Annotated in this window: 20 protein-coding genes; 2 read left to right on the top strand and 18 right to left on the bottom strand. The window is 67.2% G+C overall.

What is annotated here, in order from left to right; genetic code table 11:
• Window positions 1–126: 126 nt before the first annotated feature.
• From idi to EBL85_RS12090, 18 genes are all read right to left on the bottom strand, one after another.
• Entirely contained in the window at window positions 127–705 is a 579-nt protein-coding gene (idi, locus tag EBL85_RS12175) for an isopentenyl-diphosphate Delta-isomerase (protein ID WP_123143041.1), read from the bottom strand.
• 94 nt (window positions 706–799) lie between these two features.
• Window positions 800–2,101 carry a RuBisCO large subunit C-terminal-like domain-containing protein gene (locus tag EBL85_RS12170; protein WP_123143040.1) on the bottom strand — a complete coding sequence of 434 codons (1,302 nt, stop codon included), beginning with the start codon at window positions 2,099–2,101 and terminating at the stop codon, window positions 800–802.
• 4 nt (window positions 2,102–2,105) lie between these two features.
• Window positions 2,106–2,534, bottom strand: coding sequence for a secondary thiamine-phosphate synthase enzyme YjbQ (locus tag EBL85_RS12165; RefSeq protein ID WP_123141432.1), 429 nt, complete (start codon window positions 2,532–2,534; stop codon window positions 2,106–2,108).
• An 84-nt stretch (window positions 2,535–2,618) separates the two neighbouring features.
• A complete protein-coding gene (gene pufA, locus EBL85_RS12160) occupies window positions 2,619–2,801 on the bottom strand; it encodes a light-harvesting antenna LH1, alpha subunit (RefSeq protein WP_123141431.1) in 183 nt (60 codons plus the stop codon).
• A gap of 93 nt (window positions 2,802–2,894) precedes the next feature.
• Window positions 2,895–3,038, bottom strand: a complete 144-nt coding sequence (gene pufB, locus EBL85_RS12155) for a light-harvesting antenna LH1, beta subunit (protein WP_062272586.1) — start codon at window positions 3,036–3,038, stop codon at window positions 2,895–2,897.
• Between the two features lie 134 nt (window positions 3,039–3,172).
• On the bottom strand, window positions 3,173–3,310 hold the full coding sequence (gene pufA / locus EBL85_RS12150; protein WP_082805927.1) for a light-harvesting antenna LH1, alpha subunit: 138 nt from the start codon (window positions 3,308–3,310) through the stop codon (window positions 3,173–3,175).
• Between the two features lie 82 nt (window positions 3,311–3,392).
• Window positions 3,393–3,539, bottom strand: coding sequence for a light-harvesting antenna LH1, beta subunit (gene pufB / locus EBL85_RS12145; RefSeq protein ID WP_062272584.1), 147 nt, complete (start codon window positions 3,537–3,539; stop codon window positions 3,393–3,395).
• A 172-nt stretch (window positions 3,540–3,711) separates the two neighbouring features.
• Window positions 3,712–4,779: a photosynthetic reaction center cytochrome PufC gene (pufC, locus tag EBL85_RS12140; protein WP_223806133.1), complete on the bottom strand. Its 1,068-nt coding sequence runs from the start codon at window positions 4,777–4,779 to the stop codon at window positions 3,712–3,714.
• Window positions 4,776–5,750 (bottom strand): photosynthetic reaction center subunit M, encoded by a 975-nt coding sequence (pufM, locus tag EBL85_RS12135; protein WP_123141430.1) that lies wholly within the window; start codon window positions 5,748–5,750, stop codon window positions 4,776–4,778. Before pufM ends, pufC begins: the two co-directional genes overlap by 4 nt.
• 16 nt (window positions 5,751–5,766) lie before the next feature.
• Entirely contained in the window at window positions 5,767–6,603 is an 837-nt protein-coding gene (pufL, locus tag EBL85_RS12130) for a photosynthetic reaction center subunit L (RefSeq protein WP_123141429.1), read from the bottom strand.
• Between the two features lie 115 nt (window positions 6,604–6,718).
• Window positions 6,719–6,922 (bottom strand): light-harvesting antenna LH1, alpha subunit, encoded by a 204-nt coding sequence (gene pufA / locus EBL85_RS12125; RefSeq protein ID WP_123141428.1) that lies wholly within the window; start codon window positions 6,920–6,922, stop codon window positions 6,719–6,721.
• 87 nt (window positions 6,923–7,009) lie between these two features.
• A complete protein-coding gene (gene pufB, locus EBL85_RS12120; RefSeq protein ID WP_062272574.1) occupies window positions 7,010–7,153 on the bottom strand; it encodes a light-harvesting antenna LH1, beta subunit in 144 nt (47 codons plus the stop codon).
• A gap of 574 nt (window positions 7,154–7,727) precedes the next feature.
• On the bottom strand, window positions 7,728–9,176 hold the full coding sequence (bchZ, locus tag EBL85_RS12115; RefSeq protein ID WP_123141427.1) for a chlorophyllide a reductase subunit Z: 1,449 nt from the start codon (window positions 9,174–9,176) through the stop codon (window positions 7,728–7,730).
• Between the two features lie 13 nt (window positions 9,177–9,189).
• A complete protein-coding gene (bchY, locus tag EBL85_RS12110) occupies window positions 9,190–10,671 on the bottom strand; it encodes a chlorophyllide a reductase subunit Y (RefSeq protein ID WP_123143039.1) in 1,482 nt (493 codons plus the stop codon).
• A complete protein-coding gene (locus EBL85_RS12105; protein WP_062272639.1) occupies window positions 10,664–11,620 on the bottom strand; it encodes a chlorophyllide a reductase iron protein subunit X in 957 nt (318 codons plus the stop codon). The genes bchY and EBL85_RS12105 overlap by 8 nt, the downstream gene beginning before the upstream one ends.
• Window positions 11,617–12,576, bottom strand: coding sequence for a chlorophyll synthesis pathway protein BchC (gene bchC / locus EBL85_RS12100; RefSeq protein ID WP_123141425.1), 960 nt, complete (start codon window positions 12,574–12,576; stop codon window positions 11,617–11,619). The genes EBL85_RS12105 and bchC overlap by 4 nt, the downstream gene beginning before the upstream one ends.
• 135 nt (window positions 12,577–12,711) lie before the next feature.
• Window positions 12,712–13,833: a methyltransferase gene (locus EBL85_RS12095; RefSeq protein ID WP_123141424.1), complete on the bottom strand. Its 1,122-nt coding sequence runs from the start codon at window positions 13,831–13,833 to the stop codon at window positions 12,712–12,714.
• A gap of 57 nt (window positions 13,834–13,890) precedes the next feature.
• Window positions 13,891–14,763, bottom strand: a complete 873-nt coding sequence (locus EBL85_RS12090; protein WP_062272565.1) for a polyprenyl synthetase family protein — start codon at window positions 14,761–14,763, stop codon at window positions 13,891–13,893.
• A 126-nt stretch (window positions 14,764–14,889) separates the two neighbouring features.
• On the opposite strand from EBL85_RS12090, the gene crtD reads away from it, so the two are divergent.
• Complete coding sequence (gene crtD, locus EBL85_RS12085; RefSeq protein ID WP_123141423.1) at window positions 14,890–16,380, top strand: 1-hydroxycarotenoid 3,4-desaturase CrtD; 1,491 nt, start codon at window positions 14,890–14,892, stop codon at window positions 16,378–16,380.
• 80 nt (window positions 16,381–16,460) lie between these two features.
• Complete coding sequence (locus EBL85_RS12080) at window positions 16,461–17,306, top strand: carotenoid 1,2-hydratase (RefSeq protein WP_223806132.1); 846 nt, start codon at window positions 16,461–16,463, stop codon at window positions 17,304–17,306.
• Window positions 17,307–17,351: the final 45 nt, after the last annotated feature.

Genomic DNA, 17,351 nt, shown 5'->3' with positions numbered 1-17,351 from the left:
GGGTTCCCGGCCTCGCGCTCACACGAGGCTGTTGCGGTTGACGACATCCGCATCATCATCGGGGAGACGAGGCAGCGAAACAAGCGCGACCAGAGTCAGGTCGCGCCGGGCAACGGAGGACGGGAATCAGTCCTCGGGCGGCAGCAGCCGATCGACGAGGATCGCAAACCAGGGGGTGAACCACTCCGGGTGCATGCGCAGGGCGCGACGGATCGCCGCCACCGACATCCACCGCCAGGCGCCGACCTCGGAGGGGTCGGGCTGCGGGTCATCGGTGAAGTGACCGTGGTAGATGTGCAGGTATTCGTGCTCGATCAGGCCCGAGGCCTGATCCTCGGCGCGATAGATCAGCTCGTTGCGCTCGGTGAGCGGGACGCGGAAGCCGAATTCTTCCTTGAGCCGGCGGCCGGCACCGGCGACCGTGGTCTCGCCCGGGCGCGGGTGACCGCAGCAGGTGTTCGACCAGCGGTTGGCGAAGTGATACTTGGCATCGGCGCGGCGCTGCAGCAGCAGCTCGCCACGGGAGTTGAACACCAGGATCGAGAAGGCGCGATGGAGTCGGCCGTCGACGTGCACCTCCAGCTTGCCGGCCGGACCGATCTCGCGATCCTCTCGATCGACGACGATCAGCTGCTCGCTGGCGTCGCGTCGGGCGACCTGCTCGAGTTCGGCGGCGTTCAGGGGCGGAAGGACTTGGGCGGTCAAGGTCTCACCTCCAGCACGCTCCCGCCCCACCAGGCGCGCGACGAGGTGCGGGAGACGTCGTTCGGATTCAGGGTCGGATCGGGACGCCGACGACTCAGCGCGTCCCGAAGGCGTCGATGGCCGCGCGCAGCTCGACGTGCTCGGCGGCATAGTCTAGCAGGGGAACGCCCCGGGCGATCGCCTCCCAGGCCTGACGAATGCTTGCGGCGCCGCCGCGCGGGCCATGCGGATGGCCGAACACGCCCCGCCCCGGCACGAAGCCGAAGTCGACGGTACCGAGCTTGTCGTGGACGCCGCCGAGGGTGAGGGCGTTGTCGCTGCCCCCGGGGACCGGCAGGCTGGGCAGCAGCTCGCCCATGGGCTCGAGACAGGCGGCAGCGTTGGCGCGCACCTCGTCGTCGGAGGTGAACATGCGCGAGCCGAAGCCGGGCATGATGACGACATCGAACCCGGCCAGACGCTGCAGCTTGGCAAACACCCGCGAGTGGATGCCGAAGCGCTCCATGCGACTGAAGGGCGCGATGAAGGGGAAGTGGGCGACCAGCGGCACCTGGGTGTGCTCACGCAGCATGCGCACCGCGCTCAGGCCCACCGGCATGGCGTTGACCAGCAGCGCGTTGGCGCCGCGGGCAACGGCACGATCGTGCAGTTCGATCAGGTTCTCGACCTCGTCGGTGACATTGGCGAGATAGATCTTGGGGGTGCCGGTCTCGGCCTCGGCGCGACGCCGCGCGGCGCCGAGCAGCTCGGCGCGACGCTCGAGCGGACACCAGTCGGTGTCGGCGAGCATCTCGTCGTCCTTGGCGATGTCGAGCCCTCCGAGCCAGCCCTGGTAGCCGAGTTCGCTGAAGGCCTCGGGCGGCAGACCGATGTTGGGCTTGATGACACCGAAGAAGATCGGCCGATCATAGGCCTGGAGCTGCTCGCGCAGCCCCTGGACGCCGAACTTGGGACCGGGGAACTGGGCCAGATAGGCCGCCGGAAAGTGGATGTCGAGCAGCTTGACCACCGGCGCGCCGGGCGAGAAGAAGGTGCCCTCGCCGCACACCGCGCTCAGCAGGTTGGGAATGCGCGGGCCGAAGTTGCGATGGGGATGGGCGATGCGCACCCGGCAGGCGGAGACGCCCTCGGTGACCTCGGGCTCGACGCCATAGCTGAAGCCCGGGCGGTCCTGTTCCAGCACCTCGAGCTCGACCGCGCGCGCACCGAAGCGCGGGCGCAGGTCCTCGTCGCTGCCGACGCGGCGCCACTGCGCGGTGGATTGCTCGGCGCAGAAGTGCGCGACCGCCTCGCGCGGATCGCCGCTGCACTCGAGGTAGTAGTCGAGCAGGATGTAGTCGTCGGCCACCAGCTCGTCGAGCGTGGCGAAGAAGCCCTCGCAATCGGCAGGGGTCATGGGGTCAGCGGACTCCGGAGATCTGGATGTTGAGGGTGCGCGACTCGCGCGGTCCGTCGAGTTCGACGAAGAAGATCGACTGCCAGCGACCGAGCAACAGCTCGCCGTGGTGCACGGGGATGGTCTCGGAGGCGTTCATGAACAGCCCGATGAGATGGGCGTGGGCGTTCTCGCGACCGTCGATCGGCGCCTGGTCGTGACCATAGCCCGCGCTCTTCGGGGCGAGGCGCGAGAGGAAGGCCAGCATGTCCTGCTGGAGCATGGTCTCGCGCTCGTTGAGGGCAACGAAGGCGGTGGTGTGCGGGGAGTGGATGGTGACCTGTCCCTCGCGCACCGAACTCTTCTCGAACACCTGCCGGATCTCGGCAGTGATATCGATGATCTCGATCGGGGAGGCCGTTCTCAACGGCAGGCGTTCGTGATGGAAATGCATAACAAGATGACTTCGATCTCAGCGGCCACGAGCGGGAAGGCTGCTCGCCCTCCTCGCCCGCGTCCGCAACCAGCCGCTTTCGCTTCAGAGCGTCGGCATGGCCGACATTCCTGCGACAGCCACCGGAGCAGCCTCCGAACCTTGCAGCCAGCCAAAGCCCGGGGAGCTGAGCAGGATGAGGTGGATCAGCAGCGCGAGCACGAACAGGAACCCACCCATGGCGACCAGGGTCATGCGCGGATCAAAGGTCTGCCAAATCTTGTGCATTGGTTGTCTCCTACATACATGGCACGGGACGCGGCAGCACACGAAGGCTGCCAGCCTCCCGTCAAATCCGCTGTGCGGCGGAGGTCTGGCTGATTACAGCCAGGGACGCCACAGCCACGCGAGGATGTGAGCCACGACCACGATGCCGAAGAAAGTGGTCATGCTCTGCACGAAGATGCCGTGAAACTCCTTCGCCTCTTCCTCGGTCAGCCCGGTCATGCTTTTCTCATCAGCCATGGAATTACCCTCACTTTTCATGTTAGGCCGATTAGGCCGTTACCGCGATCTACCCCGCGGCGGGGAATGATTCGGTGCGTCCATGGGCGGCCGAGGCCTGACCCGGGGACGCAGCCGTTGCCCGGGACTCGGACTTAAGCAGCACCGCCGAGCCAGTTGAAGGCCGGGCTGCTGAGCAGGATGAAGTGGATCAGCAGTGCCAGCACGAACAGGAACCCGAACAGGGCGACCAGGGTTCTGCGCGGATCAAAGATCTGCCAAATCTTATGCATGGTTCTCTCCAGTTTCATACAGAGTGGGTGTTACCGAGCTGACGGCCACCCGAGCGGTCATCGACCAAAAGACCCTTGGCCGTTACAGCCAGGGACGCCACAACCACACGAGGATGTGTGCAACGACAACGATCCCCGTGAACGCGACGAAACTGGACACGAAGATGCCGTGAAATTCCCTGGCTTCGTCTTCGGTCAGTCCAGACATCGAGCGGTTTTCCTGAGCCATTGAATGCCTTCCTCTCGATCGTCACCTTAGGCGATCGACTTCGCCGGTGTTGCGTCCCCGGGGGGGCGTGCCGTGGCACGGTCCCCTCGGCTTGGGCGCCGCCGGGGCGGATGCCTCCGGCGCCGTCTAGGGCGTCCTTGCCCAGATCACGAGCGAAGTCCGAGTTCGCCCGTTACAGCTGCTGAGTATCCGCCTCGGCCGGAGCAGCCTCCTGCTCGGCCTCCGCTGCCTCGGTCTGACGACCCATGAGGCCCGGATAGTCCTTCAGCATCTTCGCACCATAGAGCGGCTTGTAGGCGCCCTGGTGGCAGGTCTTGCAGCTGACGCGGAAGGGGTCGCCATAGGGCCCCTTGCGCGACTCGGGCAGCACCTCGTTGAGCGGCCACAGGTAGTCCTGGTTCATCTCACGCACATGGCGGATCGCGTACCAGGCGGTGGTCCGCTTGGGCGTACTCTGATCCCAGGCGAAGAACGACCGGCTGTTGTGACAGTAGGTGCAGTTCACGCCCAGCGCTTCCGAGATGTGCATCATCAGACCATAGGTCCACTCGGCCTGCTTGATCGAGTTGGTGTTACCCGAGGGCAGCGCGGTGTTGCCGATGACGCGGATCTCGTTGTCGTTGTCGAGGAACGGGGTCATCGGATCGAACGGCAGCGACGAGTAGGCCGCGGTCACCATGCCAGCGGCGTTCTGCCCGGTCGGCACCACACCGGACGGGTGGTCCGGACCCGGATCGGTGGTCCAGACATACTCCGGCACCGGGTTGCCGCGGTGACAGGTGTAGCAGGTCACACCGGTGTCGGCCACGTGATCCTTCCACGCGCCGTTGGCCTGACGGGTCATCTCGAACATCCGCCGCGACACCACCTTGGTGTAGATGTCGTCGGAGGCGAAGTCACCGGGGACGTGGCAGTAGTTACAGCCTTCCTCGGGCGAGACCCACATGGTCACGGCGACCATGGTGCGAGTGAACTCGGCCATGGTGAGGTCGTCGAGGACCTGGACATTCTGGTAGATGTCGGTCGCCATCGGACCACCGGGTGCCGCGGCCGGGATCACCTCCGGCGGCACGTTCTCCCGGAAGCTGGCCTCGAGCAGACGGGGGTTCTTGACGTGCTCCATCGCCAGACCGCGGTAGCCGCCCTGCTCGACTTCTGGTGGCGGACGCTCACACCCGAGGAGCACCACCGAAGCAACGAGTGCTACCGCTGGGATGGATGCATGCTTGCCAATATTCATTGCGACACCCCCTGCAGCATCAATGGGTCTTGCACGGTGGTTTCGATCGGATAGCTCGGCGCAACGCCGTGCTTGACCGCCCAGAGGTACCAGTTGTCGACAACGGTGCCGGTCAGCAGGATGCCGATGCCAGCAGTGATCACGGTCAGGACCGCGCACCACCAGGCCCAGCGGTGGATCGACTCCATGGTCGCGTTGAAGCCCATGGTCCAGCGCCAGAACAGCGCCGCACGCTCTGCAGCAGTACCACGATCCACCACCTGATCGATCTCACGGTCGCCACCGAAGCGGCTCACGGCCAGGATGGTTGCACCATGCATGGCGAAGAGCAGCGCCGAACCATAGAGGAAGGCGATCGAGAGCATGTGGAACGGGTTGTAGTAAAGATTGCCGTAGCGAATCGAGAAGGCAGCCGTCCAGTCGAGGTGCGGGAAGATGCCGAACGGCACCGCCTCGGCCCAGCTCCCCATCATGATCGGGCGGATGAAGCCCAGGCTCAGATAGAAGAAGATGGCTGCGGCGAACGCCCAGGACAGATACTGGCTCATGCCGAGGTCGGCCGCGCGCTTGTAGGTGCGCACCCACCACAGCAGGATCGAGGCCGTCAGGAAGAAGCCGGCCATCAGCCACCAACCACCCTCGGTGAGCGGCGGAATGCTCAGTCCGTACTGCGGTGCCGGCGGCTCGAGCGCGAGCCAGAAGAAGTTCCTGACGAACTCGATCGGATTCCAATCGACCGTCGCCATCATGTTCAGGCCGATGATCAGAATCGCGACGAAACCGAAGATCAGCGAGAGGGTACCGGTGAAGCCGAGGTAGATGGGACCGAACTGAGCGTCACCGATCTTCCCGAGCCAGTAGGAGAAAATGGGCTTTCCGAGACGTGGCAGCTTGCCTTTCGGCAGCGGCACACCCGGATAGGCCGGGCAGCGCACTTGCACGCTCGTAAAAATGTTCTGATATTCAGGCATTGTAGTCTCCTAGATCCTACCAGAGCGGAAGCTCAAGCCACCAGTTCCACCATTCAGGCCAACCGCGGGTCCAGAAGGGTCCACTGATAACGATACACACCGCGCTCCAGAAGACGGCGCTCAGCGCCAGGAACAAGCCCAGACGGTGGATGCCGAGTGCGCCAATGGAGTAGCCCACGAGGTCACGGAAGAAGGTGTTCTCATGCTCGCCGGTCTTGACCGGCTCACCCTTCTGCGGATTGGTCACCGACAGGATCAGCGAGCCGTGCATCGACAGCGCCAAGCAGGTGGTGAAGAAGAAGGTGATGCCGAGCATGTGAGCCGGGTTGTAGTGGAAATGCAGGAACTGATACCCCACATTCGAAACCCAGTCGAGGTGGCTCAGGATCCCGTAGGGGAAACCGTGACCCCAAGCGCCCATCAGCACCGGGCGAACGACCACGAGCGTCAGATAGGCGCCGATCGCGAACGCAAATGCAAAGGGGATGTGGAAGCCGATGCCGAGCTTACGGCAGATTTCGACCTCTCGGAGAGCCCACGACACAAAGGCACCGGTGGCACAGATTGTGATGATTTGCCACAACCCGCCCTCGGTCAGCGGCGCCATTCCCAGACCGTAGCTCAGGTCCGGCGGCGCGATGCTGATCTGCCAAATGTTGTAGGTCTGGAGTTCGGCGTTAGGACCGATGGTCGCACCCCAAACGATCAGGAGCACGCCCAACAATGCGAAGAAGAAGCCCGTCACCCCGAAGAAGCCGACATAGAACGGCCCCACCCAGAAGTCGAATAGGTCTCCCCCTATCAGCGTCCCGCCACGGACGCGGTATTTTCTCTCAAAACTGAGCATGGCCATCGTAAAATCCTCTGCTGGGGAGGCACCCGAGGCGGCTGCCTCCTCTTAGCACTGTCGGCGGTAGGAGGGGCCGACCAGCTTGGCCGAGCCTCGCCTGCCGCCCCCATCAGGGACGTTATTGGTGCTGCGGCACAACCGGCGTCACCTGCTGGACCGACGAGGCCGGAACACCGTCTTCGAGCCAGTTGAACTCGGCGGTGCTCAGCAGAATCATGTGGATGGCGAGACCCAGCACGATCAGGAAGGCGAAGAGGGCGATCAGGATGCGACGCGGATCGATGAGCATCCAGATCTTCCACAGGGCTTCGGTCGGGAACATAACTAATTCTCCTAAAGAAATCGTAAAGGTCGTGCAGCACTTGCTGCCCAGGCGGCCCCGATGGGCGCCTGTGCACCTACGCTCGGATTACAGCCAGGGGCGCCACAGCCAAGCGAGGATGTGCGCGACGACCACGATGCCGAAGAAGGCAGTCATGCTCTGCACGAAGATGCCGTGGAACTCCTGTGCTTCCTGCTCGGTCAGACCGGTCACGCTGGTGTTGTCAGCCATTGGATAAATCCTCCGAATTTGGAGCTAAACCTCAGTTACGCCGCACTTGCCCCGTGCGGCGAGGGGTGCCGTGAGAGTGTCTGCCACGGCTGAGAAGACACCCGATGCCTGTCGGGCGAAATCCCATCGTGCCGATCGCCCCGCGACGGGGGAGATCGTCAATTCGATCCGCCACCCCTGGTGCGCTCGCACCCTCGGCCTCGCTCACTCTCAAACTCAGGAGTGCTGATCGAGGCTAGCGTCATTCGCGTGGTTCACAGAGGACTCACGACAGCGCGGGCTCGAAACACGATGGCCCTACGGGCTGGCTGGATTTTGGGTGTCAGTCTAGCTTGACTGGCAGAGATGTCAATCTACATTTACACCGGATTTTGACCCAGCCCTGCCCCGGATCAGGATTCCTTCCCAATGGGGCCTGAAGGCTGCCGGATAGCGACGCGCAAAGCGGTGTGAGGAAGGCCGCTGGCACGACAGCGCCCACCGGGAAGGCGGGCACGGAAGGGTGATGAGAGAGTGCCGACAGGCACCGTCCGGGCCGCCTCGGGCCGCCCGGACGACACCCTCAGCAGCGGCCTCAGGCGCCGGAGACGGCGCCGCGCGACTGCTCCACCTGGGCGACACCGACCTGCTCGAGACCCGCGGTCCGGGCAGCGCGCTCGGCAGCGTCACGCAACCGCTTGGCCGCCGAGATCCGCACCAGCACCGGCTGCGCCTCGACGATCCGGTCGAACAGCGCTCGCGCCTCTTCCGCCCAGGGCAGCTCGCGATGCATTCGCGCCGGAGTAGGATCGACGCGATCGAGATCGCTGCCCAACGGCAGGATGTTGAACAAGGCGTCGAACAGCGCGTTGCACACCTCCTGGACCAGATAGGTCGCCCCGGCGTAGCCCATGAAGGGGGTGCCGGTATGACGCCGGATCACCGTGCCCGGGAAGGAGGCCGGGATATAGGTCGCGCGAGCGCCGATCTCGGCGAGATACATCCGCTCGTTGTAGCTACCGAAGACGATCAGCGGCGTCTTCTCCTGCACCGCGGTGCGGATCGCGTCGTTGTCGATCTTCACCCCGGCGCACCGCGAGAAGGCGAAGTTGCAGGGCAATCCCAGCTCGTCCTCGAGGAAGTGGCGCAGCCCGCGACTATAGGTCTCGCTGGCCGCGACACCGAAGCTCGCGGTGGTGAAGAAGTCCTGGGTGACCGAGCGCCACAGGTCCCAGATCGGCTTGATCGTGGTGTGCTTCTCGCGCTCGATGAAGGGCTCGGGGTCGAGCCCGAGCAGCTCGCCGAGGGTGCGCAGGAACTTGGTGGTGCTGTGCAACCCGATCGGCGCCTGCAGATAGGGCCGCTCGAGCGCCTCGCACAGCGCCCGACCGCTCTCGCGGTACATGCACACGTTGACGTCGGCGTCGGCAAGCCTGGGGATCTCCGAGAGCTCGCAGCCGAGCGGGAAGGTCAGGTTGACCTCGGCGCCGATGCCCTCGATCAGGCGTTGGATCTCGGCCAGATCCGAAGGCATGTTGAAGGTGCCATACATCGGACCGATGATGTTCACCTTCGGGCGCTCGTCGGGGCCGCGCTCGCGGCGCTTGACCGCCTTGCCCTTCTTCGGCCCGTACTGGGTCCACAGCCAGTACATCGCGCGGTTGGCGCTCTGCCACTGGTCCTCGTCGATGGTGCGCGGCAGGAAGCGCTGGATGTTGGTGCCTTCGGGGGTCACGCCGCCGCCGATCATCTCGGCGATCGAGCCGGTCACCACCACCGTCGGCAGCTTCGGATCGAGGCTCTCGAAGGCCCGGCGCATCGCCTGCTCGGTGCCCTCCTGCCCCAGCTCCTCCTCACCCAGCCCGGTCACCGCCACCGGCAACTCGTGCGGCGGCAGGCCATCGGTGTAGTGCAGCACCGCCGTCACCGGCAGGTTCTCGCAGCCCACCGGGCCGTCGATGATCACCTGCAGGCCCTTGACGGCGGTGAAGACGTAGACAGAGCCCCAGTAACCGCCAGCGCGGTCGAGGTCGTTGATCAGCATCGGTAAGGCGTCCTCAGTGCGCGGCTCGGGTCGGCTTGGCGCGGCGTGTGCCGGGCGCGACGGGCCAGACCCCGCTCGTCGCCCCCTCCCCGACCCCGGCGAAGAACGCCTTCATGGTGTCGAAGCGGGCACGATTGCCCAGCGCGGCGTTGATCACCTGCGCCAGCGAGCCGGCCCCGGCGGGCCCCATCAGCGGGCGCGCCGAGATCAGATTGGTGAAATAGAGCGCGGGGATGGTCATCTCCTTGGCCGCCTGCACCACCGGCGTGGTGCCGATGGCCAGGTCCGGCTCGAGCGCCTTCACCGCGGCGAGGTCCTGCTCCAGCGAGGCGCGGAACTGCACCGGCACGCCGCGCTCCTCGAGCCAGGCAAGATCCGGTTCCGACCAGGGGGTGCGCGGACAGGCGGTGCCGACATAGGGCACCTCGGCACCGGACTCGATCAACAGGCGCGCGACCAGCAGCTCCGAGCCCTCGTAGCCCGAGACCAGCACCCGCCCCTTGATCGGCGCGCCGGCGAGCGCGCCCTTGATCGCCGGCAGGAAGCGATTCTTGGCCGCGTCCACGGTATCGCGCGCAATCCCGCAGGCCGCGCCGATGGCATCGAGCCAGGCGGCGGTGCCCTCGACCCCGACCGGGGCCGAGCCCACCACCGGACGCCCGGCGGCGGCGAACTCGCGCGCGCTGGCGGCATAGTGGGGATGGATCGCCGCGGCGGCGGCGCAGTCGAGCGCGGCATAGAGCTCGCGCCACTCGCGGGTCGGGATCACCGGACCGGCGGCCAGCCCCAGCGGTTCGAGCAACATGCCGATACCGACCGGGTCGGCCGGGAACATCTCACCGAGCAGGGTCACCGTGGGGCGCTCGCTGCGCCCACCGCGCGGGGCCTGCACCGGGCCCTGCTCGGCCTCGCGACGGGCGTAGTTGAGCATCGCCCCGGCGAGCACGTCCTTGGCCTCGGCATGGGTCGGCACACCGAAACCGGGGATGTCGATACCGAGCACGCGCACCCCGTTGAGCTCCTTGGGCAGCAGCCGCAGCGGCACCCCGGAGGCGGTCGGCACGCACAGATTGATCACCACGATGGTGTCGTAGCGCTCGGGGTCGGCGAGCGTGTCGACGGCCTCGCGCACGTCCTCGTAGAGCTGACCGGAGACCAGGCTCTCGGAATCGAACGGGATATAACCGATCGAGCGGCGCGCGCCGTAGAAGTGGGCGGTGAAGCTCAGGCCATAGACACAACAGCCCGAGCCGACCATCAGCATCGCGGTACGACGCATCCGCAGCCCGACGCGCAGCGCGCCGAACGAGGGACACATGGTCTGCGGCTGATCGTGCGGCGCCGCCACCGCGTTGGCGTCGAGCCGCGCGATCAGCGCGCTGTCGCCGGCGGCCTCGGCGGCACGGCGCAGCACGTCACGGTGCTGACACCCCCCCTCCCCGGGTGCGGCAACGGCCTGCGAGCCGCGGGGCGCGTCCTGGTGCTGCTCAGACATCGTCGTAGACCACCTCGAGCGAGGGCCGCTCGATCGCGGCGGTACTGCACATGTCGGTCGGCTGCGCCGGCTCGAGCACGACGTTGCGACCGACCTCATCGCCCTTGAACAGGCCGAGCAGCGACTCGTGGTCGAGCGGCTTGGGACGACGCGGCGGCGCCTCGGCGACATTGGTCGCCAGCTCCTCGAACAGCGGCCCCCAACGCTCGCCGGGGCGACCGATGATCTCGTAGTTGGCGCTCTTGCGACGGATCTCCTCGTGCGCCGGGATGGTGGCGAGGATCGGGATATCGGCGGCGTGGGCAAAGGCCTGGGCCTCGCCGGTGCCGTCGTCCTTGTTGATCACCATGCCGGCGACGCCGACGTTGCCGCCGAGGCTGGCGAAGTACTCCACCGCCGAGCAGACGTTGTTGGCGACGTAGAGCGACTGCAGGTCGTTGGAGCCGACCACGATCACCTTCTGACAGAGATCGCGGGCGATCGGCAGGCCGAAGCCGCCGCAGACCACGTCGCCGAGGAAATCGAGCAACACATAATCGAAGTCCCAGTCGTTGAAGCCGAGACGCTCGAGCAGCTCGAAACCGTGGATGATGCCGCGACCACCGCACCCGCGACCGACCTCGGGGCCGCCGAGCTCCATCGCGAACACGCCATCGCGCTTGAAGCAGACGTCACTGATCACGACCTCCTCGCCAGCGCGCTTCTTCGCCGAGGAGGTGCCGAGGATGGTCGGGCAGGAGCGCCCGCCGAACAGCAGCGTGGCGGTATCGCTCTTGGGGTCGCAGCCGATCAGCAGGACCTTCTTGCCCTGCTGCGCCAGCATGTACGACAGGTTGGCGAGCGTGAAGCTCTTGCCGATGCCACCCTTGCCGTAGATGGCGATGATCTGCGTCTCCTTGACCGCGGGTGCCGCACTGCTCGAGGCGGGTGTGTTGACGGATACGCTCACGAAATCGCTCTCCAATCCAGAATCATCTTCAGGCACATCGGGTCGCCGAAGGCGGTGCGATAGGCGCGATCGGCCTCGGTGGCCGGCTCCCGATGCGTAATGAGCCCGTCCAGGGACAACCGGCCGGACTCGACCAGTTCCTTGACTGCGGCCAGGTCGGCGGGATGCCACTGCGCCGCCACCCGCAACCGCGCCTCGCGCATGAACGCCGGCGGGAAGGTGAACGACAGCGGCTGGCTGTAGAAGCCGGCAAGCACGATCTCGCCCTGCGGGGCGAGCCGCGCGATCAGCTGATCGAGGATCTGCGGATCGCCGCTGACATCACAGATGCTGCGATAGTCGCGCCGCTCGTCATTGGCCGGATCGACCACCTCGTAGTCGAAGCCCTCGGCGCCGCTGGCACGCTCGGGATTGACCTCCCAGACCACCGGACGACTGCCCTCCTCGGCGAGCGCGGCGATGCGCGCCAGCAGCCGACCGAGCACCCCGTGACCGACGATCAGCTCGGCGTGCGGCGCCTTGCCGGGGGTGGCGATGGCGTGATAGGCCGTCGCCGCCAGCGCCAGCAGCACCGCACGCTCGCCGAGGGCCTCGTCGACCGCGAGCAGCCGCGCGCCGGGCACCACCACCCGCGCCGAGGCACCGCCGAACAGGCCGTTGACCTCGCCATAGCAGCGGGCACCGGGGACGAAGACGAAGTCGCCGGCCTTGACCCCCGACTCTGGACCGGCCTCGACCACGCGACCGACCGACTCATAGCCGGGCACCAGCGGATAGCCCATGCCGGGGAAGGGGGGCATGCGCCCGGACCACAGCAGACGTTCGGTGCCGGTACTGATCCCGCTCCAGTCGATCTCGACCACCGCATCGCCCGCCTCGGGCGGGGTGAGCTGCAATCGTTGAAGCGAAAGACGTTCGGGCTGTTCGAGGACAACGGCGAGGGTTTCGAGGTTCACGGTGCGGCACGCATTCGAGTTGTTACGGACGAGCCTCGCAGTTTAACGGATGTGACCGACCCGTCCACCGCGAGAGCCCAGGGATATTGATCTGCATCGGCAAAAGCGATCGCCACGGGACGTGGTGGAACGCGCTCAGTCGGACGCCCGGCGTGCGAGCAGCGCACGGGTGAGGATCGGGCGGTTGGTTGGCAGCTCGCGCGTCTGCTCGAACCCGGCGGCGGCGAGCATCGCCTCCAGCTCGGCGGCGGTGCGTGGGCGACCGCTGCCCATTGCCAGCAGGTAGAGACCGAAATAAGCGTCCCCCACCGGCTCGGCACCACGGGTGCCGGACATCGGCTCGGCCACCAGCAGCGTACCGCCGGGGGCGAGTGCGCGATGCGCCGCGGCGACGAAACCGGCGGCACGCTCGTCGTCGTGATCGTGCACCACCCGCACCAGCGAGACCACGTCCGCCCCCTCGGGCAGCGGATCGCGCAACACGTCACCGCCGACGGCACGGGCGCGCTCGGCGAGGCCCTCGCGGACGAAGCGCGCCTGAGCGCGCTCGGCCACCGCCGGCAGATCGAACAGGATCACCTGCAGGTGCGGCCAGCGCTTGGCCACCTCGACCAGGAAGGTGCCATCGCCGCCGGCGATGTCGAGCAGACAGTGGTGATCGCGGAAGGAATAGGCATCGAGCACCTCCTCGGCGATCATCGCCTGGGAGTCGGCCATCAGCGCCGAGTAGCCGTCCACCGCCGCGGCATCGCTGCGCGCCGGCGCACTCGACTCGGCATAGGCCCAATAGTCGGCGAGCGCGCGCTGCGGACGCTCGCCGCGCAACAACGCCAGCGGGTCCTCGAGATCGGCATAGAGCATCGCGTGGTGCTCGACCATCGCGGCGATGCCGCGGTTGCCGAGCACCACGGCACCACGCTCGCCGAGAGCGAAGCGGTCCGCCCCGCGCTGCTCGACCAGACGCAGGCTGGCCGCGGCGAGCAGCAGACGGCGCGCACCCTCCTCCGGCAGCCCCAGCGCCGGGGCAAGCGCGGCGCTGTCGCTCGGACCACGCTCGTCGAGCAGCTCGAACAGGCGCGCGCGCACACAGGCATAGAGCACCTGGGAGTAGACGAAACCGGCAACGATGTCGAACAGCTCACGGGCGTGACGCCGGGCGAGCGGGCGGGTCAGCGGGAAGCGGGCGGCCCAGCGCTGAAAGCGCGGGCTGGAGAGGAGACGATTGCGTAGCTTCAGCCAGTCGTCACGAATCGGCACGGGGTCCCTCCGGTGCGCGCCCGGCGCGCGCCGCACGGGCGCGCGCGACAGACGCCATCAGGCAGCCTGCTGGGCGAGGCTCTTGGGCATGATGTGGCGCGCCTCGTGCACCAGCACCTCGGCAAAGCGCTCGCGCCCGGGGCACTCGGGGATGGCGTCGACAGCCTCCTGCACCAGCCCCTTGAGCCGGGCCACGGCCCCCTCGACACCGAGTTCGCCGGCGGCGCTGGGACGGTTGAGCAGGGCATCGCGTCCGACCGGCTTGCCGACCTCCTGGGCGCTGGCGGCAACATCACGCAGATCATCGGCGACCTGGTAGGCCTCGCCGATCTTGTCACCGACCACCCGCCAGGCATCGGCGTCGGCGCCGGCGACCTGGGCACCGGCGGCGGTCGCCGCGGCGAACAGCGCGCCGGTCTTGGCGCGGTGATAGTGCTCGACCGAGACCTTGGGCTCGCACTCCCAGGCCTGACCGGCGGTGATGCCGTGCGGCATCCCCGCCGAGCGCCCGACGGTGAGCAACAGCGGGGCGAGCAGTGCGGGCTTGTCGCTGAGCTGACGGGCGAGGTGCTCGAAGGCGAGGATGATCAGCGCATCGCCGGCGAGTACCGCCAGCGGCTCGCCGTAGGCGCGGTGCACCGAGGGCACCCCGCGACGCAGCGGCGAGTCGTCGAAGCAGGGCAGATCGTCGTGCACCAGCGAGGCGCAGTGCAGCAACTCGATGGCGCTCGCCGCGGCATCGGCCGAGACCACGTCCTTGCTGCCACAGGCGGCGGCCACCGCGATGCACAGCCGCGGGCGCACCCGCGCACCGCCCGGGAAGACCGCGTGACGCACCGCCTCGGCCAGCCGCGGGGGACAGCCGGAGACGACCACATGTTCAATGGCCTCGGTCAAGGCCCGCTCGATTCTCGCTGCGGTGGCATCCATCTCTGCTTCCCCGGCAACTGGTGTTCGTCTGAAAAAGTGTAAGGATTAGTTGACACTAATTTGTGTCATGTACAATAGACATCAACGCACGAGGCGTCAACGTGAATCACAGGAGGTCGCTGTCCGATGTCAACGCAATCGGTGGTCGTCATCGGAGCAGGGATCGGCGGCCTGGCAACGGCCATCCGTCTCGCCGCTCGCGGACTGCAGGTCAGGGTGTTCGAGCGCGCCGCCGGCCCCGGCGGCAAGATGCGGCAGCTGCAGGTCGACGGTCAGGCGATCGACGCCGGGCCCACCGTCTTCACCATGCGCTGGGTGTTCGATGAACTCTTCGCCACCGCCGGCGCGCGACTCGACGATCATCTCAGACTGCAACCGGCCGAGATCATAGCACGCCACGCCTGGAGCGCCGACGAGCGTCTCGACCTCTACGCCGACCACGAGCGCTCGGTCGCGGCCATCGGCGACTTCGCCGGCGCCGCCGAGGCCGAGCACTACCGCGCCTTCTGCAAGCGCGCGCGCGCCGCCTACGAAACCCTGGAGCAGAGCTTCATCCACGCCTCCCGTCCCAGCCTGATAGGACTGATGAGTCGCTGCGGGGTCAGCGGCATGGCCGGCTTGCGCGGCATGCGTCCCTACGACACTCTATGGCAGGCGCTCGGCGAGCACTTCGCCGACCCCAGGCTGCGCCAGCTGTTCGGACGCTACTCCACCTACTGCGGCTCGTCACCCTTCGCCGCGCCGGCGACGCTGATGCTGATCGCCCATGTCGAGCAGCAGGGCGTGTGGCTGGTGCGCGACGGCATGCATCGCGTCGCACGCGCGCTCGCCGCGCTTGCCGAGGGGCTGGGGGTGGAACTCCACTATGGCCGCGGGGTCTCGGAGATCGAGGTGACCCGGGGGCGAGCCAGCGGCGTGGTCCTCGAGGACGGCGAGCGGGTGAGTGCCGACGCGGTGGTCTGCAACGCCGATCCGGCGGCGCTCTCCAGCGGACGCCTCGGCGCCGAGGCGATCGCCGCCCTGCCCCGCCTGCCGGCCTCCCGTCGCTCGCTCTCGGCGATCACCTGGGGGCTGGTGGCACACACCGAGGGCTTTGCCCTCGAGCGCCACAACGTCTTCTTCGGCCGTGACTACCAGGCCGAATTCGACGACATCTTTCGTCATCGACGGGTCCCGCGCGAGGGGACCGTCTATATCTGCGCCCAGGACCGCGGCGAGGGCAACATCCCGTCGGGTCCAGAGCGCCTGTTGTTGCTGCTCAACGCCCCTGCACGGGGCGACATGCAGCCATTCGACGCTTCGGAGATCGAGCAATGCGAACGGCGGGTATTCTCCCTGTTGGAACGATGTGGCCTGAGGGTGGCGCGACACCCGGAGCGCTGCCAGGTCGTCACGCCGAGGGACTTCGAGGGGTTGTTCCCGGCGACCGGGGGAGCGCTCTACGGCCCGGCGATCCACGGCTGGCGGGCATCGTTCAATCGACCGGCCTCGCGGACCCGGATCCCGCGGCTGTATCTGGCGGGCGGGAGCACACACCCGGGCGCGGGCGTGCCGATGGCGGCGATCTCGGGGGAGCTGGCGGCGACGAGCCTGCTCGCGGACCTCGCTTCGACCTGAGCATCACCCCCGGCGGCTATCTGTGGTGGTATGTCGACGCGCTGAGCGACGACGGCCAGCACGGGCTGACCGTCATCGCCATGCTCGGCAACGTCTTCTCGCCCTACTACGCCTGGCGCCGACGTCGCGCCGCACCCGACCTCGACCCCTTCGATCACTGCGCGCTCAACGTGGTGCTCTACGGGCGTGACGGCAAGAAACGCTGGGCGATGACCGAGCGTGGTCGCGGCGCACTGCACCAGAGCGCCGATACCCTGCGCATCGGCCCGAGCGGCCTGCACTGGGACGGCGAGGCGCTGACCATCGACGTCGACGAACTCACCGTCCCCCTGCCCTCGCGACTGCGCGGACGCATCCGCGTCCATCCCAGCGCCATCAACCCGCAGGACTTCGTGCTCGACGGCAAGGCTCGTCATCGCTGGTGGCCGATCGCCCCGGTCGCGCGGGTCGAACTCGACTTCCAGAATCCCGGCCTGCGCTGGAGCGGCGCCGGTTATCTCGACTCCAACCGCGGCGAGGAGCCGCTGGAGGCCGGATTCCAGCGCTGGGACTGGTCGCGTGCGGCGCTCAGCGACGGTGCCGCCACCCTCTACGATGCCACCGAGCGCGATGGTCGCAACAGCCAGCTGGCGCTGCGCTTCGCGCGCAACGGCGAGGTCGAGCAGGTGGCGCCGCCGCCACGGGCGGCGCTGCCGACGGCCAGCGTCTGGCGGGTCGGACGCGGCACCCAGTGTGAGGCCGGCGATCAGGCGCGGGTGGTGCAGACGCTGGAGGACACCCCCTTCTACGTCCGCTCGGTGGTCGAGACCCGACTCTGCGGCGAGCGCGTCGAGTCGGTGCACGAGAGCCTCGATCTCGACCGCTTCGCCGCCAACTGGGTACAGATGCTGCTGCCCTTCCGCATGCCGCGCAAGACCTGGGACTGAACCCACGCATCCTCGGCGTACTATTTAATAAGGTGTCACACAACA

Source organism: Marichromatium sp. AB32 (assembly GCF_003718675.1).
In the GTDB taxonomy this organism is placed as follows: Bacteria; Pseudomonadota; Gammaproteobacteria; order Chromatiales; family Chromatiaceae; genus Marichromatium; species Marichromatium gracile.
This window is presented reverse-complemented; position numbering and strand designations above follow the sequence as displayed.